The organism is Streptomyces sp. NPDC006197 (genome assembly GCF_040613865.1).
Taxonomy (GTDB): domain Bacteria; phylum Actinomycetota; class Actinomycetes; order Streptomycetales; family Streptomycetaceae; genus Streptomyces.
Genome location: NZ_JBEXSZ010000023.1, coordinates 17656 through 40879, shown reverse-complemented (window position 1 = coordinate 40879; position 23224 = coordinate 17656). Strand labels below are relative to the sequence as shown.

Genomic DNA, 23224 nt, shown 5'->3' with positions numbered 1-23224 from the left:
TGGGCGGGAGGGGTCTGCGGAAGGTCAGGAGAGCGAGGGCGCCAGATAGGCGTGGAGCAGGCACCGCGTCTCGGCGACGAGCGCCGGGTCCCCGGCGGGGTCCACGCGGAAGGCCAGTCGCACCAGGGCGTCGGCGGTCTCGACGCCGACGAGCACCTTCCGGTGCAGCTCCTCGTCGGCGGCGCGGCCCAGATGGGTGGCGAGGAGCGCGCAGATCCGTTCGGCGACGAGCCGGTTGGGGTCCTCGACGACGGCCTCGGCCGGGCCGTCGACCGGTCCGCCTGTCGCACCGCCCGTCGCACCGCCTGCCGGGCCGCCCACCGGGCCGCCCGCCGCGGCTTCTCCGGGAGCGGCGGCGGGCACGCCGAAGTCGACGAGCGCGAACCCCGGGACGGTCCGCTTCATCTCGATGAACTCGTCGAGGACGCCGTCGATGGCGCCGTGCGCGTCGAGGATCGGCGCCTCGGCGAGCCGCTCCGAGACCCGCTCGGCGTACCGGTCGAGGTTCCGGTGGGCGAGGGCGGCGACCATGGCCCGCTTGTTGCCGAAGAAGCGGTACACGGAGCCGATGGGTACGCCGGCGCGGGTGGCGACGGCGCGGGTGCTCAACTGCTCGTAACCGGTCTCGTCGAGGAGTTCGGCACAGGCGTCGAGGATCCGGGCCAGCCGCTCGGCACTGCGCTGCTGCACGGGGGCGCGGCGGAGCGCCGGCTGGGTTCGGGGGCGGGTCTGGGACACGGGGTCCATGATGCCGCTCCGGTCCGGATCGGGCGATCAGCGGGACGGTGCCGTCGAGAGGGCACGCGATCATCCGCGTGGGGCCATTGACGCGGGGGCACACGGAATCCTACGGTCATACATAGGATTCCCTTGCGGGCTCAGGACAGGAGCGGTCGATGACCACGGAGCAGGCCAGGAAGACGGCCGAGGCGCTCACCTACAGCACCGGTTTCGGCAACGAGCACAGCTCGGAGGCGGTCCCCGGCGCACTGCCGGACGGCCGTAACTCGCCGCAGCGCGCACCCCTCGGCCTCTATGCCGAGCAGCTCAGCGGAAGCGCCTTCACCGAGCCGCGGTCCCACAACCGCCGCTCCTGGCTCTACCGGATCCGTCCCTCGGCCGCGCACCCGCCGTTCACCCGGACCGACAACGGCACCCTCACCGGCGCCCCCTTCACTGAGACCGTGCCCGACCCGAACCGGCTGCGCTGGAACCCGCTGCCCGAGCCGGCGCCGGGCACCGACTGGCTGGCCGGCCTGTGGACCCTCGGCGGCAACGGCGACGCGACCCAGCGCACCGGCATGGCCGTGCACCTCTACCACGCCAACGCCTCCATGGAGCGGGTCTTCGGCGACGCCGACGGCGAGCTGCTGATCGTCCCGGAGCGCGGCGGCCTCCTCCTCCGCACCGAGCTGGGCCTGCTCGCCGCGCACCCGGGCGAGGTGGCGCTGATCCCGCGCGGCGTCCGCTTCCGCGTCGAGCTCCTCGACGAGACAGCCCGGGGGTACGTCTGCGAGAACTACGGCGCCCCGTTCCAGCTCCCGGACCTCGGCCCGATCGGCGCGAACGGTCTCGCCAACGCCCGTGACTTCCGCGCCCCGGTCGCCGCCTACGAGGACGTCGAGGGCCCGGTCGAGGTGGTCAACAAGTACTGCGGCAACCTCTGGTCGGCGACGTACGGCCACTCGCCGCTGGACGTCGTCGCCTGGCACGGCAACCACACCCCGTACGTCTACGACCTGCGCCGCTTCAACGTCATCGGGACGATCTCCTACGACCACCCCGACCCGTCGATCTTCACCGTCCTCACCTCCCCCTCCGACACCCCGGGGCTCGCGGGCGTCGACTTCGTGGTCTTCGCCCCGCGCTGGCTGGTCGGCGAGGACACCTTCCGCCCGCCGTACTTCCACCGGAACGTGATGAGCGAGTACATGGGCCTCATCGAGGGCGCGTACGACGCCAAAGCGGAGGGCTTCGTGCCCGGCGGCGGCTCGCTGCACAACATGATGTCCGCGCACGGCCCCGACCGGGAGACCTTCGACAGGGCCAGCGCCGCCGAGCTGAAGCCGCAGAAGATCGACGACGGCCTCGCGTTCATGTTCGAGACCCGCTGGCCGGTGACCACGACCCCGCAGGCGGCGGGCGCCGACCACCTGCAGAAGGGATACGACGACGTATGGCAGGGTCTTGAGCGCCACTTCCGGCCGTAATGTCTCGGCCGTAAGCCCGTAGCCTTCGTACGGAGAACCCGTGACCGCCTTCGCTCCCGACTCGCTGGTCCTGAACCGCAAGCTGCCGCTCTGGTACCAGGTCTCGCAGTCGCTGCGCGCCTCGATACTGGGCCGCACGTCCGACGCCTCGCTGCGGCTGCCCACCGAGGAGCAGCTCGCGGCCCACTACGGCGTGAGCGTGCTGACCATGCGCCAGGCCCTCAAGGAACTGGAGGAGGAGGGCCTGATCAGCCGGCACCGGCGGCGCGGCACCTTCATCGAGCCGGGCGCCCGGCGGTCCACGCCGCGCCGGCTGCTCGGCTCGATCGACGCGATCGTGGCCCAGCAGTCGGGCGAGCGGACGACGATCCTCGGGCACGGCACCCAGCCGGTGCCCGGGGAGCTCGCGGAGCACTTCCCGGACGTGCCGGAGGTCATGGCGTACCGGCGGCTGCGCAGCGACGGGGAGAGCGGCGAGCCGACCAACTGGGCGGAGAACGCGGTGCGGCCCGAGCTCGCCGCCGCGATCGACCCGGCCGATCTGGAGCGCTGGCCGATGACGAAGGTGCTGCGGGACGTGGTCGGGGTGCGGATCAGCCGCATCACGGACACGGTCGAGGCCCGTCTCGCGGACCCGGAGACGGCGGCCCTGCTCCAGGTCCCGCTGCTCTCCCCGATCCTCCACTACACGGGCGTGACCTACGACGAGGACGGCCGGGTCGTCGACGTGGCCCGCATCCGCTACCGCGGCGACCGCTTCTCCTTCACGGTCACGGTCGAAGCGCACTGACCCCCGAAGCCCACCGCCCGTCGAGAAACGCACCGGCCGTCGAAACGCGCGGACGGTGGAGGCGCACGGACGGTGGAAGCCCACGGAGGGCGGTCGTTAGCATGCGGGGCGTGACGGAAGCCCCCCGCGCGGACGACGCCCCGCCCCTCCTCGACGAGCTGATGCCGTGGTCCGTGGCCCCGCTGCGGTTCGGGCGGTCATGGATCGTCGCCCCCGACGCCCGCACCCTGCGGACCCGCTGGGACCGGCTCGTGGCCGCCGAGGGCGCCGAGCGGGAAGCGCTGTTCCGGCCGAGCCGGGCGCGGACCCCGGCGAGCGCGGTGGGCGCGCTGCCCGGGCAGCGGACCGGCACCACGCGCTTCGCGCGCGAGGCGGGGCCGTGCCCGGAGCCGGTGCGGGTGGCGCACGGGCCGTTCGACGAGCAGTGGCTGCTGCCGGACCACCGGCTGATCGACACCGCCCGCCCGGAGCTGTGGCGGGTCGCCGGGGAGCCGCAGCTCTTCGCCGTCGAGCAGGGGTACGTGCCGGGGGCGGCCGGTCCCGCGCTCCTGGTGACGGCGGCGCTGCCGGAGGGCCGCTCCCCGGCGGGCCGCCCGGGCCGCATCCGGCCGCTGTTCCGGCGCCCCGGGGGCCGGGAGCCCAATCTCGCGCCCGGTCTCCTGGACTTCCTCGGCGAGCGGTACGGGCGGGAGGTCGACGCCCGTGACTGGCTGGCGTGGACGGTGGCGGCGGCGCTCCCCTCCCCCGCCGGGTGCCGCGTCCCGCTGCCCGGGGACCCGGAGGTGTGGGCGGCGGGCGTGGCGCTCGGCCGGGAGCTCGCCGACGTGCAGGTGCGCGGCGCCCTGAGCGGGACGAGGCCCCGGCTGCCGGGTGGGCGGCGGCCCTACGTGCGGGCGGCGGTCCCGGCGCGGCCGACGACGATGGCGTACGACTCCGAGGGCGAGACGCTCGCTCTCGGCGGGGGCCGGATCTCCCCCGTGCCGGCGGAGGCCTGGGAGTACCGGGTCGGCGGGGTGCGGGTCCTGGAGCAGTGGTTCGCGCACCGGACGGCCCCGGCGGAGCCCGGCTCCCTGAAGGCGATCGGGCCGGCCGCCTGGCCGCAGGAGTGGACCTCGGAGCTGCTCGACCTGGTCACGGTGCTCGCGCTGCTCGGGGCCCGGGAGCCGGAGCGCGCGGCGCTGGCCGCCGGAGCGGCCGGAGGCATCGGCCGGGCGGACCTCGCCGCGGCCGGGATCCTTCCCGCACCGGCCCGGTCCCGCCGCCCCGCCTCCGTCCTCGACCATCAGGAGGAGGGCCCGGAGGGGCAGTTCATGCTCCTCTGAGCGTCCTCAGCCGCCGTCCGGTGCGAAGGACTCCAGGAGGCGGGCGATGGTCATGGCGAAGATCTCGTCCGCGTCGACGGGAGCGGCGGGGGCCTCGGCGAGCAGGGCGGCGAGGTGCGGGTACCGGCCGCTCGCCATCTGCCCCATGAGGTAGGCGCCGCGCACCGCCTGCTCCTCCTCCTCGGACCAGGGCAGTCCGCGGGCCCGTTCGGCGATGGCCTGCTCGTTGGCGACGGTGGCCATGACCGTGCCGTTGACCATGGCGATCAGCTGCATCTTGAGCCCGGCGGGCTGCTCCAGGGGGGCGAGGCAGCCGAGGCACCACTCCAGGAAGCGCAGGGCGTTGGGGCTGAAGCCGTAGGCGGTGGTCATCACCCGGGCCAGCCAGGGGTGGCGGTACATGATCGCGCGGCTCTGGTGGGCGATCGCGGTCATGTCGGCGCGCCAGTCGCCGCTGGGCTCCCCGGAGAGATCGTACTCGCCGCTGACCGCGTCGACCATCAGCTCGTACAGGTCCTCCTTGCGGGGGACGTAATTGTAGAGCGACATGGTGCCGCAGCCGAGTTCGGCGGCGACGCGGCGCATGGAGACCGCCTCGATGCCGTCGGCGTCGGCGATGCGGACGGCCGCGTCCACGATGTCCCGCCGACTGTAGGCCGGTTTCGGGCCGCGTCCCGTGCGCTCGGGCCGCGTCCAGATCACTTCCGGTTCGGCCGCTCGGCCCGCCATGGATCATCACCTCGCCCCCATCTTAGTTACGTACGCCGTACGTAGTGGGGTATGGTCGCGCCATGACGACTACGTACGCTGTACTTAGTGAAGGCCTGCGGAAGCGTTACGGCGACGTCCACGCCCTCCGCGGCCTCGACCTCGCCGTCCCCGAGGGCACGGTCTGCGGCGTCCTCGGACCCAACGGCGCCGGCAAGACCACCGCCGTCCGCGTCCTCACCACCCTGGTCGCGCCCGACGCGGGCAGCGCGCTGGTCGCGGGCCGCGACGTGGTGCGCGACCCTGCGGGGGTCCGCGAGCGGATCGCGGTCACCGGGCAGTACGCCTCGGTCGACGGCGACCTCACGGGCGCCGAGAACCTGCGGCTCTTCGCCCGGCTCCTGCGCGCCCCGCGCTCCCGCGCCGACGAGCTCCTGGAGCGGTTCGGCCTGGCCGCGGCGGCGGGCCGGCCCGCCCGGACCTACTCCGGCGGCATGCGGCGCCGCCTCGACCTGGCCGCGAGCCTGATCGTGCCTCCGCGGGTGCTCTTCCTCGACGAGCCCACGACCGGCCTCGACCCCCACAGCCGCAACGGGATCTGGGACGCCGTACGGGAGTTGGCGGACCAGGGCACGACCGTGCTGCTGACCACTCAGTACCTGGAGGAGGCCGACCGGCTCGCCGACGACATCGTGCTGATCGACGAGGGGCGGGCCGCGCAGCGCGGCACCCCGGCCGAACTGAAGGCGCTCGTCGGCAGCTACGCCGAGGTCGTCGTCGCCGACCCGTCGTCCCTCGAAGCGGCCGCGGGCGTCCTCGACCAGCTGACCGGTTCGGCGCCGGTCCTGGACGCCGAGCGGCGCACGGTGGGCGCGGTGACCACGGACACCACGCTCACCCTCCCCCGGATCGTCCGCGAGATCGACGCGGCCGGGGTCCACCTCGTCGACGCCTCCCTGCGCCCGCCCACCCTCGACGAGGTGTTCCTCCGCCTCACCGACCGGAAGGAGCTCGTCGCGTGAGCGCCCTCGTGCACGACGGGACCGCCGTCCTCGGCCGCCACCTCCGGCGGATCGGGCACGCGCCCGCGATCACGGTCATGACCCAGACGATGCCGATCGTCTTCCTGCTCTTCTTCGGGTACGTCCTCGGCAGCGCGCTCGCCGTCCCCGGGGCCGAGTACCGGGCCTTCCTGGTGCCCGGCATGCTGGTGGCGACGGCGGCGGGCGGGCTGATGACCGGCATGCTCCAGGCCGCGCAGGACTCCCACCGGGGCGTCATGGACCGCTTCCGGACCCTGCCCGTGAGCCGGGCCGCCGTCCCCCTCGGGCAGGCCCTCGCCGACCTGCTCGCGAGCGCGGCCGGCACCGTCCCGCTGATCCTGGTCGGCCTCGCCATGGGCTGGCGGATCGAGGGCACGCTCCCCGAGGCCCTGGGCGGCTTCGCCCTGCTGCTCCTCTTCCGCTTCGCGACGACCTGGGTCGGCATCCTGCTCGGCCTGGTCTCGAAGAGCGAGGAGGCGGCCGGGCAGCTGGGCAGCGCCGCCTTCATGCTGCCGCTGCTCTCCAACGCTTACATCCCGACCGACGGGATGCCCGCCTGGCTGCGGACGGTCTCCGAGTGGAACCCCCTCTCGGCGGTCACCACGGCGGTGCGCGAGCTGTTCGGCAACGCACCGGTCCCGGCGGACGCGGCCTGGCCGGTGGCCCACCCGGTCGCGGGCGCGCTGCTCTGGTCGCTCGGCCTCGTCGCCGTCTTCGCCCCGCTCGCGGTGCGCCGGTACGCCCGGGGGTGACGCGGTCCGACCACGGGGGCCCGCCCCGGACGACGAGACCCCACGTGACGAGGACCCTGGTGACAAGGACCGCCCCGGCACGGTAGGCAGGGCGGTCATGAGCACTCAGCCACTCCCCCTCTCCGGGGTCACGGTCGTCGCCGTCGAGCAGGCCGTCGCCGCGCCCTTCGCCACCCGGCAGCTCGCCGACCTGGGCGCCCGCGTCGTCAAGATCGAGCGCCCCGACGGCGGGGACTTCGCCCGGGGGTACGACACGGCGGCCCGGGGCCTCGCCTCCCACTTCGTGTGGTGCAACCGCGGCAAGGAGTCGGTGGCGGTCGACCTCAAGGACCCGCGGGGCCTGGCGCTCGTCCGGCGGATGGTGGCCGGCGCCGACGTCTTCGTGCAGAACCTGGCGCAGGGCGCGGCGGCCCGCCTCGGTCTCGACGCCGCCACCCTGTGCGCGGCGCACCCGTGGCTGATCGCGGTGGACGTCTCGGGGTACGGGGCGCGGGGGCCGTACGCGCACAAGCGGGCCTACGACATGCTCGTGCAGTGCGAGGCGGGCCTGGTGTCGGTGACCGGCACCCCCGAGCAGCCCGTCAAGTCGGGGATCCCGGCCGCCGACATCGCCGCCGGGATGTACGCCTTCTCCGGTGTCCTCGCCGCCCTCGTCCGGCGCGGCACGACCGGCCGGGGCGGTCCGGTGGAGGTCTCCCTGCTCGACTCGCTGGCCGAGTGGATGGGACATCCGCTGCACCACGGGATGCACGGGGGCGCGGCCCCGGCGCGCACGGGGCTCGCGCACGCGGTGATCGCCCCGTACGACGCCTATCCGACGGTGGACGGTCTCGTCCTGCTCTCCGTGCAGAACGACCGGGAGTGGCGGCGGCTCGCCGAGCGGGTCCTCGGCCGGCCCGAGCTGGCCGACGACCCGGCGTTCGCCACGAACACGGCGCGGGTGGCGGGGCGTGCGGCGACGGACGCGGTGGTCGCGACGGCGCTCGCCCCGCTGACGGCGGCCGAGGCGCTGGCGCGGCTGGACGCGGCGGGCATCGCCTGCGCCCGGCTCAACTCGGTCGCGGAGCTGGCGGATCACCCGCAGCTGACGGCGCGTGACCGGTGGCGGGAGGTGGAGTCCCCGGTGGGGCCGCTGCGGGCGCTGCTGCCGCCGATCGTGTTCCCGGACGCGCCGGAGCCGCGGATGGACCGGATCCCGGCTCTCGGACAGGACACGGACGAGGTGCTCGCCGAGCTCGGGGTGCCGGAGGCGGAGGTGAAGGAGCTGCGGGACGCGGGGGTGATCGCCTGACGGGGAGCGGGGCGGGTCCTCCGGGTGCCGGGCAGGCCCCGGGCACGACGGAACGCCGGACGGGCGGGGACACGTCCGGCGGGGTCGCGGTCGGGGCCGTCCGGGCTAGTGGCGCGTGCCGAAGAGCGAGCGGCGCAGGCGGCGGAGCGGGGCGAAGAGCGAGACTCGCGCGCTGCGGCTGCGGTGGCTGTGCACCGGCACCTCACGCGTACGCGTCGTCAGTTCCCGCATGAGCAGCGTCGCCTCGGCCACTTCGCGCTGGGGCACGGCGGGGCCGCCGAGCACCGCGAGATGGCGGTCGAGCCGCGAACTGGTCGCACTGCTTCCGCAGGTGATGGCAGGCACTCGCGGCCTGCTGCGCATTGCTATCTGTTCCATGTCACTCCCCACCCGTACAAGGGCACCCGGCCCGGGCAGGTTAACCCTATCGCTCCATCGTGACACCCGTGTATCCCGGCGGCGGGATTCACCGCACTCGTACGGGGGTTGACGGTGACTGTCCGAATACATCTGATTCCAGGGCGAGTTGGACAGCACTCGAACACCTGCCGAACCATCACGAACCATCCTGCACTCCGGACCGTCGCCCGCGGGCACGAGGACGGGTGTGATCTCCACCACCAAGATCGTCCGGACCGCCCCGCACGGGACCCGCGCAGGACCGGAGCCGGGAGGACGCCCCTCGGCTACCGTGGATCCATGACGGTGATCGCGGGTCGTTACCGGCTGCTCGACGTCCTCGCCGAGGGGGCGACGGGCACCGTCTGGCGCGCCCTGGACGAGACCGACCGCCACGAGGTGGCGGTCAAGGAGTTCCGCGCCCCGGCCGGACTGCCGGCCGACGAGGTCCCCCTGCTGTACGCGCGACGGGAGCGCGAGGCGCGGGCCGCCGCGCGGATCTCCCACCCCTCCGTCGTACGGGTCCTCGGCGTGGTCACCGAGGACGGCCGGCCCTGGGTCGTGACGGAACTCGTCCGCGGCCTCACCCTCGCCGAGACCCTCGACGCGGACGGCCCGCTGCCCGCGCGCGAGGCCGCGCGCGTCGGCGCCGAGGTCCTCGCCGGCCTGCGGGCCGCCCGGGAGGCGGGCGTGCCGCACCGGGGGGTGGAACCCGGGCAGGTGCTCCTCGCGAACGACGGGCGGGTCGTCGTCACCGGCTTCGGCGGCGCGCCGGACGACTCCACGGGCCCCGGGGCGGACCTGCGCTGCCTGGGGACGCTCCTGGAGGCGGCGGCGGACGACCGGTCCGGGCCGCTGGGAGCCGTGATCGACGAGCTGACGGGCGAGGAGCCCGCCGTGACGGCCGATCAGGTCGAGCGCGAGCTGCGCCGGGTGGCCTCGGGCGGCACGCCGAGGACGGAGGCGGAGCCGGTCGAGGCCTCCGTCCCGCCCCGGACCGGCCGTGGCGACGACGACACCGGCACACGGGCCGGGGCGTCGCCGGCGCCGGCCCGGCCGTCGGGCCCGCCACGGACGGCGCCCCGCCGGGGGCCCGTCCTGGTGGCCGGGATCGTCGGGGCGCTGCTGCTCGCGGGTGCGCTGGTGTATCAGGCGGTACGGGACGACGGACCGGGCACCGGGCCGGGGCCGGGCGGTGTCACGAGCACCGCTCCGACGGGGCCCGGCACCACGGGCACCGGCGGGCCGGCTACAGCGCCCCGTTGAGGGTGGGCAGGTAGCCGCCGGACTGTCCGGCGGCGGTCGGGTGGTACGACTCGCCGATGTTGAGCCAGTTGACGCTGTGGAGCCAGGCGGAGCCCGAGCAGATCTCGTGCCCGGTGAAGGCGGGGACGACGCCGGCGAAGGTGAAGCCGTGGTCGGCCGCGCGCTTGGCGGTGGCCGCGTTGAGGTAGTCGGAGGCGTTGTTGATGGCGCTGCGCTCGTTCTCGCTCAGGCCGGCGACGCAGCTGCCGCTCAGCTGGTAGAAGCGCGGGTAGCCGAGGACGACGACATGGGCGGCGGGTGCCTTGCTGCTGATGGCGTTGTAGACGGAGTCGAGCTTGCCGGGGAGCGTGGTGTCGACGTAGGCCTTGGCCTGATTCACGCGGTTGATGCAGGTGGATTCGGACTGCAGCACACACGTCGTCATGACGTCGGCGAAACCGGCGTCATTTCCCCCGATCGTGATGGACACCAGGTCCGTGGCGGCCGAGAGGGGTCCGAGCTGATTCGCGGTCACATCACCCGTTCGGGCGCCGGAGCAGGCGGTGAAGGCGAAGGAGGAGGGGGCGTTCGCGTTCTTCCACAGGACCGGGTACGCCTTCGTGGAGCGCTTGCAGTCGCCGCTGGCGCTGTCGTAACTCCCGGCGCCGACGCCGGAGGAGTACGAGTCCCCCAGGGCCACGTAGTCGAGTGCGGCGGTGTCGGCGGCCTGGGCCGCGCCCGCCCCGGTGAGGGCGAGGACGGCACCGAGCAGGAGTGAGGACGAGAGAGCGGCAAAACGGGACAGTCTCATGGAACCTCCCTGTAGCAGGATCTCTGCGTTACCAGGTAGTAGCATCGGATCCGCCCCGCCGGAAGTGTTCATGTCAAAAGTGGGGGTGAACGCCTTCCGGCCCTCCGTCAGGAACAGTCGATATCAAGCCACTTGGGGAAGCGGGGCGACCGACGCCGTGACGGCCGCAAAACCCGGTGCGCGGCCCCGCCGGTTGCCTGATCATGGGCGCATGTCTGACACCCCGTCCGCACCGCCCGCCTCACTGCCCGTCGTCGTCAACCTCGACGACAGCGACTCCCCGGGGGACGTCCTGGACGCGCTGTTCCTCGACCGCTTCGCGACCGGCGAGCAGCCGCACGCGCACAGCACCACCCTGGACCGGGCCAAGCCCGACGCGACGCTGCTCCCGGAGGGGGCCAGGGTGCTGCGGGCGGCGCGGGACGACGACCGCAGTGCGGTGCTCGCCGAGGGCGAGGGCTGGACGATCCTCTCCTCCCGCTGGAACCGGCGCGCGGACGTGACCGTCACGGCGACCGACCCGGAACTGGCGAAGCGGATCCTCGCCGAGGCCACGGAGGGGGCGAAGGACGAACCGGAGCCGGAGCCCGAGGACGTGACGATGGGCTTCTGGTACGTGGCCCCGCAGCGCGGCCCGCGGCGCATGACCCGCCGGATCAGCGCCGGGACCTGGGAGGAGGTCCGGCCCAACTACTCGGCGTCGGTGGCCGACGCGATGGACGGCCTGATGAAGGTGACCCCGGAGGACGTCACCGGCCGGCTCCTGCTGCTGCACGGCCCGCCCGGCACGGGCAAGACCTCGGCGCTGCGGACGCTGGCCCGGGCGTGGCAGGACTGGTGCCAGGTGGACTGCGTGCTCGACCCCGAGCGGCTCTTCAACGACATCGGCTACCTGATGGACATCGCCATCGGCGAGGACGACGGCACGTCGAAGGAGCGCTGGCGGCTGCTGCTCCTGGAGGACTGCGACGAGCTGATCCGGGGCGGGGCGAAGCACACGGCGGGGCAGGCCCTGTCACGGCTGCTCAACCTGACGGACGGGCTGCTCGGCCAGGGGCGCAACGTCCTGGTCGGGGTCACCACCAACGAGGACCTGGAGCGGCTGCATCCGGCGGTGGTCCGCCCGGGCCGCTGCCTGGCCCGCATCGAGGTCGGACCGCTGAGCCGGGCCGAGTCGGTGGAGTGGCTCGGCCGCGAGGAGGGCGTGCCGCGCGAGGGCGCGACGCTGGCGGAGCTGTTCGCGCTGCGCCGCGGCACGCCCTCGGCGGGCCTCCCGGAACCCCGCACGGCGGGGGCGGGCCTGTACCTGTAGCGGATGCGGACGCGTCGGCCGCCCGTGGCGCACCGACGCGTCCCCGCCCGCAGGGGGTTGCCCTTCGTCCGTGACGCGTGCGGACGCGTCAGCCGTCGTACGCCGCCCGCAGGGCCTCGTTCAGCGCCGCCTCCGCGGCCTCGCGGCTGAGCCCCAGGCGGCGGGCCTCCTCGACGTACTGGGCGGCGGCGGTGGCGGCCCGGCGGGTCGCCGCGTCACCGGCGGCGGCGACGAAGGTGCCGTGGCGCCCGCGCGTCTCGATGACTCCGTCCGCCTCCAGGGCCTTGTACGCCTTGGCGACCGTGTTCGCGGCGAGGCCCAACTGCTCCGCGAGCCCCCGTACCGTCGGCAGCTTGTATCCGACCGGCAGTCTGCCCGACCGGGCCCGCTCCGAGATCTGGGCACGCAGTTGTTCGTAGGGAGCGGTGGTGGATCCGTGGTCCACAGCGATGGTGAGTGTCACCCGGCCGATTCTGCCCCCACCCCACCGGAAAATGGGAGGCGGTGGTGCGTCCCGTGCCCGTAGCGTGCCGCCCCATGACTGTGATCGTCCGTGATGTACGGGCCCAGGACGCCGAGGGCTTCGCCCGGGTGCGCCGGGCAGCGCTCCCCTTCATGCTCGCGACCGCCGAGCAGGTCGCCTTCGACTGGGCGCACGCCCACCCCGACGCCCACAACCGCCCGCTGGTCGCCGTGACCGGGGACGGCGCGATCATCGGGACCGCGCAGCTGAGGATCGCCCACGACGCCCCGGAGCCCGGGATCGGCTCCGTCAACGTGTACGTGGACCCCGCGCACCTGGGGCTCGGCGCGGGGACGCTGCTGCTGCGCGCCGCCGAGGAGCACCTCGTGGAGCGGGGCGCGCGGACGCTGTACAGCTGGGTCCTGGACGAGCCGGCCAACCGCGCGTGGGCCGAGCGGCGCGGTTACGCGCCCAGCCGCTCCGCGCACTTCCTCCGGCTCGACCTGACGACCGCCGAGCTGCCGCCGCTCCAGGACCCTCCGTCCGGGGTCGAGCTGCGCACGGCCGAGGACTTCGCGGCCGATCCCCGGCCGTTGTTCGAGCTGGACGCGGTGACGACGGCGGACGAGCCGGGGGACGTGGGCGCGGAGCTGGACGACTACGCGCACTGGCGGGAGACCATCTGGGAACATCCGCTGTTCGACCGGGCGCTGACGACGGTCGCGGTGGTGGACGGGGTGCCGGCGGCGTTCAGCGCGGCGCAGACGGACGGTCTGGGCCGGTACTGCTCCGGGATGACGGGCACCGCGCCGGCGTTCCGGGGCCGCGGGCTCGCGAAGCTCGCCAAGACCGCCTCGCTGCACCGGGCCAGGGCCGCGGGCTGCGGGGAGGCGTTCACGAGCAACGACGCCGGCAACGGGCCGATGCTGGCGATCAACAAGTGGTTCGGCTACGAGGTCTGCGCGACGGAGGTAAGGCATGTCCGGACGGTCGGTTGAGATCACCCTGACGAAGGCGGGCCGGACCAAGATCCGTTACCCGGCCGAGGTGCTGACGGAGGAGGACGCCCGGCTCTCGGTGCGGGCCCCGTGGGCGGCCGAGGGGGTACGGGACTTCGGCTTCGTGCGGTTCGAGCCCGGTGACGTGTTCGTGGAGCACTACTGGCGCGACCGCTGGTTCACCGTCAAGGAGGTGTGGTCGGCCGACGGCGCCCTGAAGGGCTGGTACTGCGACGTCACCCGGCCCGCCGTGATCGACGGCTCCGGGGTGGTGGTCGAGGACCTGGACCTGGACCTGTGGGTGTCGGCGGACGGCAGCGAGGTGCTGCGGCTCGACGAGGACGAGTTCGCGGCGAGCGGTCTCGCCGCCTCCGACCCGGAGGCGGCGGCCCGTGCCGTGGTGGCCCTCGACGAGCTGGAGCTGCTCGGCCGGGAGGGCCTGCTCGACCTGCTGCATCAGGCCTGAGGCATGTCCTTCGGACCTCTCAGCGCAGTTCGACGTCCGCCTGCTCGGTGGCGAGGAAGCCCGGCAGCGGCAGGCCCGACGCGCCGGCCGTGAGCTGCACGAGGGTGGCCTCCACCCGGGCGGCGCCCGGACGGTAGGCGGGCTCCTTCACGACGGCGCTGTTGGTCCACGTGTGGAGGTGGCCGTCGCAGACGGCCCGGGTGCCGCCGATGCCGGTGGAACGGCTCCCCTGCTTGAGGGTGGAGCTGACGAAGACGGGGCCTTCGCTGTCGTCGAGGCAGCGGTACGTGCCGGACACGGTGACCGTGCTGTCGGCGCCGATCGTGCCGTACTCGTCGACGGTCAGGCCGTCGGCCCCTCTCGCGTGGGCGAGGGGGGCGACGGCGGCGGTGAGCAGGGCCGCGGCGGTGAGGACGAGTCGGACGCGCATGGGCGGGGTCCTTTCGGGGTGGGGGAAGGTGCTGCCCGCCAGGGATACCGGATCAGGTCGCCGGCCGTCCGAATCTCACCCCATCAGGGGCGAGTTGGTCCGATCGCCGCACATACGGTCGTACGGTCCTCCCGCGCGTGTCTCAGGCCGGCGCCCGGCGGCCGGTCGCCCTCCTCACCAGCGGCCAGGCGAGCAGCACGAGGACGACCGCGTAGACGGTGACCGAGAACGGGGTGTTCACCAGGCCCGTCAGGGAGCCGTCGCTGATCTGGAGGGCGCGGCGCAGCTGCTGCTCGGCGGCCGGGCCGAGGATGACGCCGATGACGGCCGGCAGCACCGGAAGGCCGTAGCGTCGCATCCCGAGGCCGATCAGGCCGATGACGAGCAGCACGACCAGGTCGAGCGCCTCCCCGCCCACCGCGTAGGCGCCGACGGCGGCGAAGAAGAGGATGCCGGCGTACAGGTACGGGCGCGGGATGCGCAGCAGCCTGGCCCAGACGGGGGCGAGCGGCAGGTTGAGCGCGAGCAGCAGCACCATGCCGACGAACAGCGAGGCGATGAGGCCCCACACGAGCTCGGGTTCCCGCTCGAAGAGCAGCGGGCCGGGCTGGATGCCGTACTGCTGGAACGCGGCCAGCATCACGGCGGCGACCGCGGTCGTGGGCAGCCCGAGGGTCAGCATGGAGACGAGCGTGCCGGCGGCGGAGGCCGAGGCCGCGGACTCGGGTCCGGCCACGCCCTCGATGGCCCCCTTGCCGAACTGGTCCTTGTGCTTCGAGAGCCGCTTCTCCGTGACGTACGAGAGGAAGGTCGGGATCTCCGCGCCGCCGGCCGGGATCGCGCCGAACGGGAAGCCGATGAGCGGGCCGCGCAGCCAGGACTTCCAGGTGCGCCTGAGGTCGTCGCCGCCGAGCCAGGGGCGGCCGACCGGGATGGCCTCCCCCGGCGCCCGGCGCAGGTGCGCGGCGACCCAGAGGGCCTCGCCGATCGCGAAGAGGCCGACGGCGACGATGACGACGTCGATGCCGTCGGCGAGCTGGAGCGAGCCGAAGGTGAGGCGCTGCTGACCGGTCATCTGGTCGAGGCCGACCAGTCCGACGGTGAGGCCGACGAGCAGCGAGGCGAGGCCGCGGACGCGGGAGGAGCCGAGGACGGAGGTCACCGCGATGAAGGCGAGGACCATGAGGGCGAGGTAGTCGGGGGCGCCGATGCCGACGGCGAGCGCGGCAACGGTCGGGGCGAGGACGACGAGCAGGATCGTGCCGATCATGCCGCCGGCGAAGTGGCCGATGGCGGCGGCCGCGAGGGCCTGTGCGCCGCGTCCGGCCTTGGCCATCGGGTTGCCCTCGATGGCGGCGACGACGGCCGCGCTCTCACCGGGGGTGTTGAGGAGGATCGAGGTGGTGGAGCCGCCGAACATGGCGCCGTAGTAGATGCCGGCGAACATGATGAACGCGCCGGTCGGTTCGAGTCCGTAGGTCACCGGGAGCAGCAGGGCGACGGCCATGGCGGGGCCGATGCCGGGCAGGACGCCGATGGCGGTGCCGAGGAGCACGCCGATGGCGGCCCACAGCAGGTTCATCGGGGTGAGGGCGGTCCCGAAGCCGTCGATGAGGGAGTTCAGGGAATCCACGGGTCAGATCACTCCCATCAGCGGGCCGCCGGGCAGCGGGACGCCCAGCAGCTTGTCGAAGACGGCGTAGGTGAGGAGCGAGAGGGCGGCCGCGATCAGCGGGTCGCGGTGGAGGTGCCGGCTGCCGAGGGCGTGGGCCGCGCCCCAGAAGAGGAGGGCGCCGGCGATCGGGAACCCGAGGGGGCCGATGAGGACGGCGAAGGCGAGGAAGACGCCGGCGAGGAGCAGGACGGTGCGCCAGTCGGCGGGTTCCGTCAGGTCGACGTCCTCGCCGCCCTCGGCCTCTCCCCGGCCGCCGCGCAGCACGTCGACGGTGAGGAGGACGGCGACGACGAGGAGGCCGCAGCCGACGACGAGGGGGACGGTCGCGGGTCCGACGGGACCGCGGCCGGCGACATCGGCGTCGAGGGTGAGGGCGTCGGTGAGGACGAGGACGCCGAGGAGGAACAGGAGGGCGCCGACGCCGAGTTCGGACCGCCCGCGCAGCAGGCTCTTGAGCGTGGTGTTCACAGGCCGAGCTCCTTGAGGACGGAGCCGACCCGCCGGTCCTGCTCGGTGAGGAAGGTGCCGAACTCCGTGCCGGGCAGGAAGGCGTCGTCCCAGCCGTGGGTCCTCAGCGACTCGCGCCACTGGGGGGAGCCGTGCAGCTCGGTCACGAGGGCGACGAGCTTCTCGCGCTCGGCGTCGGAGAGGCCGGGCGGGGCGACGATGCCGCGCCAGTTGGTGAACTCGGTGTCGAGGCCGGCCTCGCGGAGCGTGGGGGCGTCGAGGCCGGGGACCCGCTCGGGGCCGGTGACGGCGAGCAGGCGCAGTTCCCCCGCCTTGATCTGGTCGAGGTACTCGCCGACTCCGGAGACGCCGAAGCCGACCTTGTCGCCGAGGATGGAGGCGAGGAGTTCGCCGCCGCCGTCGAAGGGCACGTAGTTGACGTCCTTCGGCGCGATCCCGGCGGCCTGCGCCATCAGCATCGGGGCGAGGTGGTCGGGGCCGCCGGGCGAGGAGCCGCCGCCGACGGGCAGCTTCCCGGGGTCCTTCTTCCAGGCGGCGAGCAGCTCCTGGATCGTCTTGTACGGGGAGTGCTTGCCGACCACGACGATGTCCTGCTCCTCGGTGAGCCGGGCGATCGGGGTGGTGTCGGCGAGGGTCCTGGGCGTCTTGTTGGTGTGGACGGCGCCGACGACGCCGAGGCCCATGGACATGGCGAGGCGGCCGTTGCCGCGCTCGCTGACGAGCCGGGTGAGGCCGACGGTGCCGCCCGCGCCGGGCAGGTTGAAGACCTCGACGTCGCCGGTGAGGCCGGCTTCCTCGGCGTTCTTGGCCGCGGTGCGGGCGGTGATGTCGTATCCGCCGCCGGGGGTGTTGGGGACCATGAAGCGCAGGCCGGGTATCGCGGTGCCGGTGTCGGAGCCGGTGCCCGGGCTGAGCAGGGGCGGGCCCACGAGCACCAGGAGAGCCGCCCCGAGGAGGGCGAAGGGGGTGCGCAACCGCACGTGTGCCGCCTCTCGAGCAGGAGGGATGGGGGTGTGAGGTGGCCCACATGTTGCCCTCGCGTGAGGAAGCTGTCTCCCTTCCGCAACCAACGGACGTTGTGGTCGTTGTGGTCGGGACCTAGCGTGGGTCGGCGTGACGAAGGTGCTGGTCGTGGACGACGACTTCATGGTCGCCAAGCTGCACTGCCGCTACGTGTCGGCGGTGGCGGGCTTCACCGTGGCGGGGGTCGCGCACAGTGGCGCCGAGGCGCTCCGCGCGGCCGAGCGCCTCCGTCCCGACCTCGTCCTCCTGGACGTCTTCCTGCCCGACATGGACGGCGTCCGGGTGCTGCGGGAGCTGCGCGCGGCCGGTCTGGGCATGGACGCGCTCTTCATCACGGCGGCGCGGGACGTGGGCACGATCCGCTCGGCGCTGCGCGCCGGGGCCCTGCACTACCTGATCAAGCCGTTCACCCCGGCGGCGCTGCACGAGCAGTTGCGGCACGTGGCGGCGCTGCGCCATCGCCTCGACGAACTGGACGAGGCCCGTCAGGAGGACGTGGACCGGATCTTCGGCTCCCGCCCCCGCGGCTCCCGCGAGCTCCCGAAGGGCCTCGCGGCGCACACGGCCGACCTGGTCGACTCCGTCCTGCGGGCCCACCCCGAGGGCCTGTCGGCCTCGGAGTGCGCCGAAGCGGGCTCCCTGTCCCGGGTGAGCGCCCGCCGCTACCTGGAGTACTTCGCGGAGACGGGCCGCGCGGAGGTCACCCTCCGCTACGGCGGCACGGGCCGCCCGGAACGCCGCTACCGACGGCTTGGGTGACGTTCCTCAGGTGCTTCTTTCGTCCGCCTTAACGCGGTCCTAAGGATCGCCGCCCGCCGCTCTTCGGCGGCTTCTTCGCGGATTCGAGCGGCTAGTTTCCTCGGCAACCCCGCGCCATCCTCGTGAAGGAGTTGTCTCCCCATGACCTCACGCCGTACGGCCACGTCCCTCACCGCCGCTCTGGTCCTGTCCGGGCTCGCCGTCGGGCCCGCTTCCGCGCACGGGTCGATGACCGACCCCGTGAGCCGGGTCGCGGCCTGTTACGCGGAGGGGCCCGAGGCGCCGAGGTCGGCGGCGTGCAAGGCGGCGGTGGCGGCGGGTGGGGCGCAGGCGTTCTACGACTGGAACGGGGTGAACATCGCGAACGCCGCCGGGAAGCACCGGGACCTGATCCCGGACGGCGAGTTGTGCAGCGCGGGGAACGACAAGTACCGGGGGCTCGATCTGGCGCGGGCCGACTGGCCGGCGAGCAGCATGAAGTCCGGTGCGCACACCTTCCGTTACAAGGGGACCGCCCCGCACAAGGGCTCGTTCGCGCTGTACGTGACGAAGGACGGGTACGACCCGTCGAAGCCGCTGAAGTGGTCGGACCTGGAGGACGAGCCGTTCGTGACGGTGACCGACCCGGGGATGTCGAACGGCGACTACGTGTTCCGGGGGAACGTGCCGAAGAAGTCCGGTCGCCATCTCGTCTACTCGATCTGGCAGCGCTCCGACTCCCCCGAGGCGTTCTACACCTGCTCGGACGTGGTGTTCGGGGCGGACGACGGCGGTACGGCCCCCGCGCCGAGTGCTCCCGCGCCCGACGCCGGTTCGGGTTCCGGGGTGGAGCTGGCGGAGACGGGCGGCGGCGCCACCCCGTATCTCGCGGTCGGTGGCGCCGCCGTGCTCGCGCTCGGTGCGGCGGTGCTCTTCGGGACGGTCCGGCGGCGGGCCCGGGGCTAGCCGATCGCCGAGAGGCAGGTGGTCGGGGTCGCGTGGGCCGGGTCGAGGGCGTTGGCCACCTCGTGGAAGGTGACCCGGTCCACCGTGCCGATCGCCACGTGCTCGGAGAGGTCGAGCGCGCACTTGTCCTGGATGAGGACGTTGGTGACGTTCGGTCCGGTCAGGAACTGGGAGCGGTAGGGGGTGACGACCTCGTCGTACCGGGTCGCGATGACGTGGTAGCGGACGCCCGGCACGGTGTCGCCGCCCTCGTTGAGCTTGGTGATGAAGGCCGAGCCGGCGACCTGGTCGGCGAGGCCGGGGGTGGCGGAGCTGATGACGTCCTCGGCCCCGGGGAAGTACGGCAGGAGCTTGGTGAGGCCGAGCAGGGTGGTGCCGTGGTTGTCGGGGGCGATGCCGACGAGGGCGTTCACCTTCTCGGCCCCGCCGAGGAACTTGAGGTACCAGCGGGGCATCATGCCGCCCTGGGAGTGTCCGACGAGGTCGGCCTCGGGGGCGCCGGTGGCGGCGAGGACGCGGTCGACGTAGCTGTCGAGCTGCCCGGCGGACGCGGCGATGGGGCCGAGTCCGTTGAAGAGGGGCACGCCCGGCAGCTGGCCGTAGTCCAGCGAGAAGACGCAGTAGCCCCGGTCGACCAGGTAGGGCGCGAGGGCGAGCCAGTTGTCCCACGAGTTGCCGAAGGTGCCGTGGACGAGGACGACGGGGCGGGGGTGCGCGGCGGAGGGCTTGCAGGTGAAGTCGTTCCAGCCACGGCTGGGGGCGGTGGCGGCCTGGGCGGCGGCGGTGGGGGCGAGGGTGGCGGCGGCGGTCAGGAAGAGCACGGACAGCGCTCTGACGGCGCGCTTCCAGGACTTCGGGGGCAGCATCGGGCGATCTCCTTGCGGCTCAAGGGGAAGGTGGGGGTGCTGTGCCCTGCGGCCCGGACCACAAGTGGGGATGCTCTCCAGCCAAGCTACGCACGGGTAGCCTGGCTGGGAAGTTACGCGTCGGTAAAAAGTCCCGTGTCCGTACGACGACCGGGACGGTCAGCCATTCGGCCCCCACCCGCCTGCGGGAACGCCTCCGGCCCCGGAGCGTGGGGGCATGAGTCTCGTCGATGAACTGAAAAGCGCCGTCACCCCCCGAGCCGCCCTGCTCGTCGTCGGCGTCTTCGCCCTTCAACTCCTGTTCATCACCTCGTACGTCGGCGCCCTGCACAGTCCGAAGCCCACGGACGTCCCCTTCGGCGTCGTCGCCCCCCAGCAGCTCTCCCCCGCCCTGACGGAACGGCTGGCGCAGCTGCCCGGCGATCCCCTCGACCCGCGCGCGGTCGAGAACGAGGCCGAGGCGCGGAAGCAGATCCTGGACCGGGACATCGACGGCGCCCTCGTCGTCGACCCGCGGGGCCGCACCGACACCCTGCTCGTCGCCTCCGGCGGCGGCAAGGTGCTCGCCGCGACCCTGGAGGCGATGACGACGAAGCTGGAGGCGGCCGACCAGCGCCGCGTGCGGACCGTCGACGTGACCCCCGCCTCCTCCCGGGACTTCAACGGACTCTCCGCCTTCTACCTGGTCATCGGCTGGTGCGTCGGCGGCTACATCTGCGCCGCGATCCTGGCGATCAGCGCGGGCTCCCGGCCCGCCAACCGGGAGCGCGCGATCATCCGCCTCGGGGTCCTGGCGCTCTACTCGGCCCTCGGCGGTCTCGGCGGCGCGATCATCGTCGGCCCGGTCCTCGGCGCCCTGCCCGGCAGCATCGCGGCCCTGTGGGGCCTGGGCACCCTGGTGGTCTTCGCGGTGGGCGCCGCCACCCTCGCCCTGCAGGCGGTGTTCGGGATCGTCGGCATCGGCCTGGCGATCCTGCTCATCGTGATCGCGGGCAACCCGAGCGCGGGCGGCGCCTTCCCGCTGCCGATGCTGCCGCCGTTCTGGAGCGCGATCGGCCCGTACCTGCCGCCGGGCGCGGGCACCTGGGCGGCGCGCTCGATCGCGTACTTCAAGGGCAACGGCATGACCGCCTCGATGGTGGTCCTGTCGGTCTGGGCGGTCGTCGGCGCGGCCGTCACCCTGGTGCTGTCCTCGGTGAAGCGGACGCCGGCGGCGGAGCCGATCGCCTCGGAGGTGGGCGAGGTCCGCCTGTAGGGCACACGGACCGGAGGCCCCCCGCGGCAGCGGGGGGCCTCCGGCGTGCCCGGACCGGGAATCGGCCCGGTCCGGGGTCAGTACACGTTCACCCCGTACGCGCTCAGCGCCTCCGTCACGGGCTGGAAGAAGGTCGTCCCGCCCGAGGAGCAGTTGCCGCTGCCGCCCGAGGTGAGACCGATCGCCCGGCTGCCCGAGTAGAGCGGGCCGCCGGAGTCGCCGGGCTCGGCGCAGACGTTGGTCTGGATCATGCCGTAGACGATGTCGCCGCCGCCGTAGTTCACGGTGGCGTTCAGGCCGGTCACCGTGCCGCCGTGGATGCCGGTGGTGGAGCCGCGGCGGGTGACGGACATGCCGACGGTGGCGTTGGCGGCGCTGGTGATGTCGACGCTGCCGACCGTGCCGGACTTGGTGATCGAGGTGTTGGTGTAGCGCACGATGCCGTAGTCGTTGGTCGGGAAGCTCGACCCGGCCGTGGAGCCGAGCACGGTGGAGTGGGACGAGTTGGACCACCAGGTGCCCGCGCCGTCGGTGCAGTGGCCGGCGGTGAGGAAGTAGTAGTTCCCCGCGCCGTCCTTGACGTTGAAGCCGAGCGAGCAGCGCCAGCTGCTCGCGTAGATGGCGTCGCCGCCGGAGATCAGCTTGTTGAACGTGCCGGGGGTGCGCTCGATGCGCAGCGCACCCGCGTTGGTGCCGGCCTGGTGCTTGATCTTCGCGATCTCGGCCTGGGAGACGGTGGAGTCGGCGGTGACGACGACCTTGCCGGTGGCGGTGTCGACGCGCCAGGCGGTGCCGGCCACGTCGGCGGCGAGGACGGCGTCGCTCGCGGCGGAGAGCTGGGTGGCGCTGAACGTCTGGGCCGGGTCGGCGCTGGCGGTGGGGACGCCGAGCGTCGCGGCGGCGGCGACGAGGCCGGCGGTGAGGGCGAGCAGCCGGAACTTCTTCGTGGGGGTGGTGCGCATGGTCTCGTTCCTCCTGGGTGGGGGTTCGATGAACGGGCCGTGCGGGTGGGATCAGTAGATGTTGACCTTGTACGCGGCGAGCGCCTCGGGCACCGGCTGGAAGAAGGTGGTGCCGCCCGTCCGGCAGTTGCCGCTGCCGCCGGAGGTGATGCCGAGCGCCTTGGTGCCGTCGTAGAGCGGGCCGCCGGAGTCGCCGGGCTCGGCGCAGACGTTGGTCTGGATCAGGCCCTTCACCGTGCCGCCGCTGGAGTAGTGGACGGTGGCGTTGAGGCCGGTGACCGTGCCGCCGTGGGTGCCGGTGGTGGAGCCGGTGCGCTTGACGGACTCGCCCACGTAGGCGTCGGCGGCGGAGTAGCCGCCGGAGTGGCTGAGCGAGGTGTTGTCGTAGCGGACCAGGGCGTAGTCGTTGCCCGGGAAGCTGGAGCCGGTGGTGGCGCCGATCAGGGTCGACTGCGCGGAGTTGGTGTACCAGGTCTTCGCGACGTTGCCGCAGTGGCCGGCGGTCAGGAAGTAGTACGTGGAGCCGCTGACCACGTTGAAGCCGAGCGAGCAGCGGTAGCCGCCGCCGTAGATGGCGTCTCCGGCGGCGAGCAGGGGCTTGAAGACGCCGGGGGTGCGCTGGACGCGGAGGGCTCCGGCGTCGGCGCCGGCCTGGCGCTGGATCTTCGCGAGTCCCGCGTCGGTGACGGTGGAGTCGGCGGTGACGACGACCCGACCCGCGGCTCTGTCCACGTACCAGGCGGTGCCGCCGACTCCGGCGGCCTCCACGGCGGCGTCGGCGCGGGCGAGCTGCGCGGCTCCGGCGGGACCGGGCGCGGGGGCGGCCTGGGCGCCGGGGAGTCCGAGGGCGGTCGCGGCGGCGAGACCGGCGGCGACGGCGAGCAGACGGGTGCGGGTGTTCCTCACTGTGCTCCTCACAATTCTCCTTCTGGGAAAAGCGGAGGGGCCCGTGGATGGCGGGCCCGTGAGGCGCCATCAGGTGACGTGTTCCTGACATGCACCGCCAGTGATAGTGGCCCTCTCCGAGCGGA

General features: G+C 73.4%; 25 protein-coding genes. 13 read left to right on the top strand and 12 right to left on the bottom strand.

Features of this window, described 5'->3' with window-relative positions; genetic code table 11:
- Positions 1-24 precede the first annotated feature (24 nt).
- A complete protein-coding gene (locus ABZ318_RS10240; protein WP_356902033.1) occupies positions 25-747 on the bottom strand; it encodes a TetR/AcrR family transcriptional regulator in 723 nt (240 codons plus the stop codon).
- A gap of 149 nt (positions 748-896) precedes the next feature.
- Here ABZ318_RS10240 and hmgA point away from each other — a divergent pair, with 149 nt between their 5' ends.
- The 3 genes from hmgA (at position 897) to ABZ318_RS10225 (ending at position 4322) form a co-directional block, all read left to right on the top strand.
- Positions 897-2210, top strand: coding sequence for a homogentisate 1,2-dioxygenase (hmgA, locus tag ABZ318_RS10235; RefSeq protein ID WP_356902032.1), 1314 nt, complete (start codon positions 897-899; stop codon positions 2208-2210).
- Between the two features lie 40 nt (positions 2211-2250).
- On the top strand, positions 2251-3000 hold the full coding sequence (locus ABZ318_RS10230; RefSeq protein WP_356902031.1) for a GntR family transcriptional regulator: 750 nt from the start codon (positions 2251-2253) through the stop codon (positions 2998-3000).
- Between the two features lie 101 nt (positions 3001-3101).
- On the top strand, positions 3102-4322 hold the full coding sequence (locus ABZ318_RS10225; protein WP_356902030.1) for a type ISP restriction/modification enzyme: 1221 nt from the start codon (positions 3102-3104) through the stop codon (positions 4320-4322).
- 6 nt (positions 4323-4328) lie between these two features.
- On the opposite strand, the gene ABZ318_RS10220 is transcribed toward ABZ318_RS10225, so the two are convergent.
- The gene (locus ABZ318_RS10220) at positions 4329-5051 is read right to left on the bottom strand and encodes a TetR/AcrR family transcriptional regulator (protein ID WP_356902029.1); all 723 of its coding nucleotides are present in this window, start codon (positions 5049-5051) and stop codon (positions 4329-4331) included.
- Positions 5052-5113: 62 nt separating this feature from the next.
- Between ABZ318_RS10220 and ABZ318_RS10215 the strand changes: the two genes are divergently transcribed.
- The 3 genes from ABZ318_RS10215 (at position 5114) to ABZ318_RS10205 (ending at position 8116) form a co-directional block, all read left to right on the top strand.
- Entirely contained in the window at positions 5114-6052 is a 939-nt protein-coding gene (locus tag ABZ318_RS10215) for an ATP-binding cassette domain-containing protein (protein WP_356902028.1), read from the top strand.
- Positions 6049-6825, top strand: a complete 777-nt coding sequence (locus tag ABZ318_RS10210) for an ABC transporter permease (RefSeq protein ID WP_356902027.1) — start codon at positions 6049-6051, stop codon at positions 6823-6825. Before ABZ318_RS10215 ends, ABZ318_RS10210 begins: the two co-directional genes overlap by 4 nt.
- A gap of 97 nt (positions 6826-6922) precedes the next feature.
- The gene (locus tag ABZ318_RS10205; protein ID WP_356902026.1) at positions 6923-8116 is read left to right on the top strand and encodes a CaiB/BaiF CoA-transferase family protein; all 1194 of its coding nucleotides are present in this window, start codon (positions 6923-6925) and stop codon (positions 8114-8116) included.
- A 105-nt stretch (positions 8117-8221) separates the two neighbouring features.
- On the opposite strand, the gene ABZ318_RS10200 is transcribed toward ABZ318_RS10205, so the two are convergent.
- Positions 8222-8494 carry a hypothetical protein gene (locus ABZ318_RS10200; RefSeq protein ID WP_116161802.1) on the bottom strand — a complete coding sequence of 91 codons (273 nt, stop codon included), beginning with the start codon at positions 8492-8494 and terminating at the stop codon, positions 8222-8224.
- A gap of 321 nt (positions 8495-8815) precedes the next feature.
- Between ABZ318_RS10200 and ABZ318_RS10195 the strand changes: the two genes are divergently transcribed.
- Positions 8816-9781 carry a protein kinase gene (locus ABZ318_RS10195; protein WP_356902025.1) on the top strand — a complete coding sequence of 322 codons (966 nt, stop codon included), beginning with the start codon at positions 8816-8818 and terminating at the stop codon, positions 9779-9781.
- Here ABZ318_RS10195 and ABZ318_RS10190 read toward each other — a convergent pair.
- Complete coding sequence (locus ABZ318_RS10190) at positions 9765-10571, bottom strand: SGNH/GDSL hydrolase family protein (RefSeq protein ID WP_356902024.1); 807 nt, start codon at positions 10569-10571, stop codon at positions 9765-9767. The genes ABZ318_RS10195 and ABZ318_RS10190 overlap by 17 nt on opposite strands.
- A gap of 211 nt (positions 10572-10782) precedes the next feature.
- On the opposite strand from ABZ318_RS10190, the gene ABZ318_RS10185 reads away from it, so the two are divergent.
- Complete coding sequence (locus ABZ318_RS10185) at positions 10783-11883, top strand: DUF5925 domain-containing protein (RefSeq protein ID WP_356902023.1); 1101 nt, start codon at positions 10783-10785, stop codon at positions 11881-11883.
- A gap of 88 nt (positions 11884-11971) precedes the next feature.
- Here ABZ318_RS10185 and ABZ318_RS10180 read toward each other — a convergent pair whose 3' ends face one another.
- Positions 11972-12346: a GntR family transcriptional regulator gene (locus ABZ318_RS10180; protein ID WP_123450784.1), complete on the bottom strand. Its 375-nt coding sequence runs from the start codon at positions 12344-12346 to the stop codon at positions 11972-11974.
- A gap of 74 nt (positions 12347-12420) precedes the next feature.
- On the opposite strand from ABZ318_RS10180, the gene ABZ318_RS10175 reads away from it, so the two are divergent.
- Both ABZ318_RS10175 and ABZ318_RS10170 read left to right on the top strand, forming a co-directional pair.
- Positions 12421-13344, top strand: a complete 924-nt coding sequence (locus ABZ318_RS10175) for a GNAT family N-acetyltransferase (RefSeq protein ID WP_356902022.1) — start codon at positions 12421-12423, stop codon at positions 13342-13344.
- A complete protein-coding gene (locus tag ABZ318_RS10170) occupies positions 13325-13810 on the top strand; it encodes a DUF402 domain-containing protein (RefSeq protein ID WP_356902021.1) in 486 nt (161 codons plus the stop codon). Before ABZ318_RS10175 ends, ABZ318_RS10170 begins: the two co-directional genes overlap by 20 nt.
- A gap of 19 nt (positions 13811-13829) precedes the next feature.
- Here ABZ318_RS10170 and ABZ318_RS10165 read toward each other — a convergent pair whose 3' ends face one another.
- The 4 genes from ABZ318_RS10165 to ABZ318_RS10150 all read right to left on the bottom strand — a co-directional run bounded on the left by ABZ318_RS10165 (position 13830) and on the right by ABZ318_RS10150 (position 17363).
- The gene (locus ABZ318_RS10165; protein ID WP_356902020.1) at positions 13830-14240 is read right to left on the bottom strand and encodes a DUF6299 family protein; all 411 of its coding nucleotides are present in this window, start codon (positions 14238-14240) and stop codon (positions 13830-13832) included.
- 142 nt (positions 14241-14382) lie between these two features.
- Positions 14383-15873, bottom strand: a complete 1491-nt coding sequence (locus tag ABZ318_RS10160; protein WP_356902019.1) for a tripartite tricarboxylate transporter permease — start codon at positions 15871-15873, stop codon at positions 14383-14385.
- A gap of 3 nt (positions 15874-15876) precedes the next feature.
- A complete protein-coding gene (locus ABZ318_RS10155) occupies positions 15877-16383 on the bottom strand; it encodes a tripartite tricarboxylate transporter TctB family protein (RefSeq protein WP_356902018.1) in 507 nt (168 codons plus the stop codon).
- Positions 16380-17363: a tripartite tricarboxylate transporter substrate binding protein gene (locus ABZ318_RS10150; protein WP_356902017.1), complete on the bottom strand. Its 984-nt coding sequence runs from the start codon at positions 17361-17363 to the stop codon at positions 16380-16382. The genes ABZ318_RS10155 and ABZ318_RS10150 overlap by 4 nt, the downstream gene beginning before the upstream one ends.
- Positions 17364-17496: 133 nt before the next feature.
- Between ABZ318_RS10150 and ABZ318_RS10145 the strand changes: the two genes are divergently transcribed.
- Together ABZ318_RS10145 and ABZ318_RS10140 are read left to right on the top strand one after the other, a co-directional pair.
- Positions 17497-18165: a response regulator gene (locus ABZ318_RS10145; RefSeq protein ID WP_356902016.1), complete on the top strand. Its 669-nt coding sequence runs from the start codon at positions 17497-17499 to the stop codon at positions 18163-18165.
- Positions 18166-18306: 141 nt separating this feature from the next.
- Positions 18307-19110, top strand: a complete 804-nt coding sequence (locus ABZ318_RS10140) for a lytic polysaccharide monooxygenase (protein WP_356902015.1) — start codon at positions 18307-18309, stop codon at positions 19108-19110.
- Here ABZ318_RS10140 and ABZ318_RS10135 read toward each other — a convergent pair.
- Positions 19107-19976, bottom strand: a complete 870-nt coding sequence (locus ABZ318_RS10135; protein WP_356902014.1) for an alpha/beta fold hydrolase — start codon at positions 19974-19976, stop codon at positions 19107-19109. The two genes, ABZ318_RS10140 and ABZ318_RS10135, sit on opposite strands and share 4 nt — an antisense overlap.
- Before the next feature lie 217 nt (positions 19977-20193).
- Between ABZ318_RS10135 and ABZ318_RS10130 the strand changes: the two genes are divergently transcribed.
- Positions 20194-21231: an ABC transporter permease gene (locus tag ABZ318_RS10130; protein WP_356902013.1), complete on the top strand. Its 1038-nt coding sequence runs from the start codon at positions 20194-20196 to the stop codon at positions 21229-21231.
- 77 nt (positions 21232-21308) lie between these two features.
- On the opposite strand, the gene ABZ318_RS10125 is transcribed toward ABZ318_RS10130, so the two are convergent.
- Complete coding sequence (locus ABZ318_RS10125; protein ID WP_356902012.1) at positions 21309-22193, bottom strand: S1 family peptidase; 885 nt, start codon at positions 22191-22193, stop codon at positions 21309-21311.
- A 51-nt stretch (positions 22194-22244) separates the two neighbouring features.
- Positions 22245-23099, bottom strand: coding sequence for a S1 family peptidase (locus ABZ318_RS10120; RefSeq protein WP_356902011.1), 855 nt, complete (start codon positions 23097-23099; stop codon positions 22245-22247).
- Between the last annotated feature and the right edge of the window lie 125 nt (positions 23100-23224).

Bases quoted from the DNA above. Each gene is read 5' to 3' on its own strand.
- ABZ318_RS10175 (WP_356902022.1), top strand. From the start codon at position 12,421: ATGACTGTGATCGTCCGTGATGTACGGGCCCAGGACGCCGAGGGCTTC.
- ABZ318_RS10165 (WP_356902020.1), bottom strand. From the start codon at position 14,240: ATGCGCGTCCGACTCGTCCTCACCGCCGCGGCCCTGCTCACCGCCGCC.
- ABZ318_RS10185 (WP_356902023.1), top strand. From the start codon at position 10,783: ATGTCTGACACCCCGTCCGCACCGCCCGCCTCACTGCCCGTCGTCGTC.
- ABZ318_RS10140 (WP_356902015.1), top strand. From the start codon at position 18,307: ATGACCTCACGCCGTACGGCCACGTCCCTCACCGCCGCTCTGGTCCTG.
- ABZ318_RS10125 (WP_356902012.1), bottom strand. From the start codon at position 22,193: ATGCGCACCACCCCCACGAAGAAGTTCCGGCTGCTCGCCCTCACCGCC.
- ABZ318_RS10215 (WP_356902028.1), top strand. From the start codon at position 5,114: ATGACGACTACGTACGCTGTACTTAGTGAAGGCCTGCGGAAGCGTTAC.
- ABZ318_RS10190 (WP_356902024.1), bottom strand. From the start codon at position 10,571: ATGAGACTGTCCCGTTTTGCCGCTCTCTCGTCCTCACTCCTGCTCGGT.
- ABZ318_RS10130 (WP_356902013.1), top strand. From the start codon at position 20,194: ATGAGTCTCGTCGATGAACTGAAAAGCGCCGTCACCCCCCGAGCCGCC.
- ABZ318_RS10135 (WP_356902014.1), bottom strand. From the start codon at position 19,976: ATGCTGCCCCCGAAGTCCTGGAAGCGCGCCGTCAGAGCGCTGTCCGTG.
- ABZ318_RS10205 (WP_356902026.1), top strand. From the start codon at position 6,923: ATGAGCACTCAGCCACTCCCCCTCTCCGGGGTCACGGTCGTCGCCGTC.
- ABZ318_RS10240 (WP_356902033.1), bottom strand. From the start codon at position 747: ATGGACCCCGTGTCCCAGACCCGCCCCCGAACCCAGCCGGCGCTCCGC.
- ABZ318_RS10225 (WP_356902030.1), top strand. From the start codon at position 3,102: ATGCGGGGCGTGACGGAAGCCCCCCGCGCGGACGACGCCCCGCCCCTC.
- hmgA (WP_356902032.1), top strand. From the start codon at position 897: ATGACCACGGAGCAGGCCAGGAAGACGGCCGAGGCGCTCACCTACAGC.
- ABZ318_RS10170 (WP_356902021.1), top strand. From the start codon at position 13,325: ATGTCCGGACGGTCGGTTGAGATCACCCTGACGAAGGCGGGCCGGACC.
- ABZ318_RS10220 (WP_356902029.1), bottom strand. From the start codon at position 5,051: ATGGCGGGCCGAGCGGCCGAACCGGAAGTGATCTGGACGCGGCCCGAG.
- ABZ318_RS10200 (WP_116161802.1), bottom strand. From the start codon at position 8,494: ATGGAACAGATAGCAATGCGCAGCAGGCCGCGAGTGCCTGCCATCACC.
- ABZ318_RS10195 (WP_356902025.1), top strand. From the start codon at position 8,816: ATGACGGTGATCGCGGGTCGTTACCGGCTGCTCGACGTCCTCGCCGAG.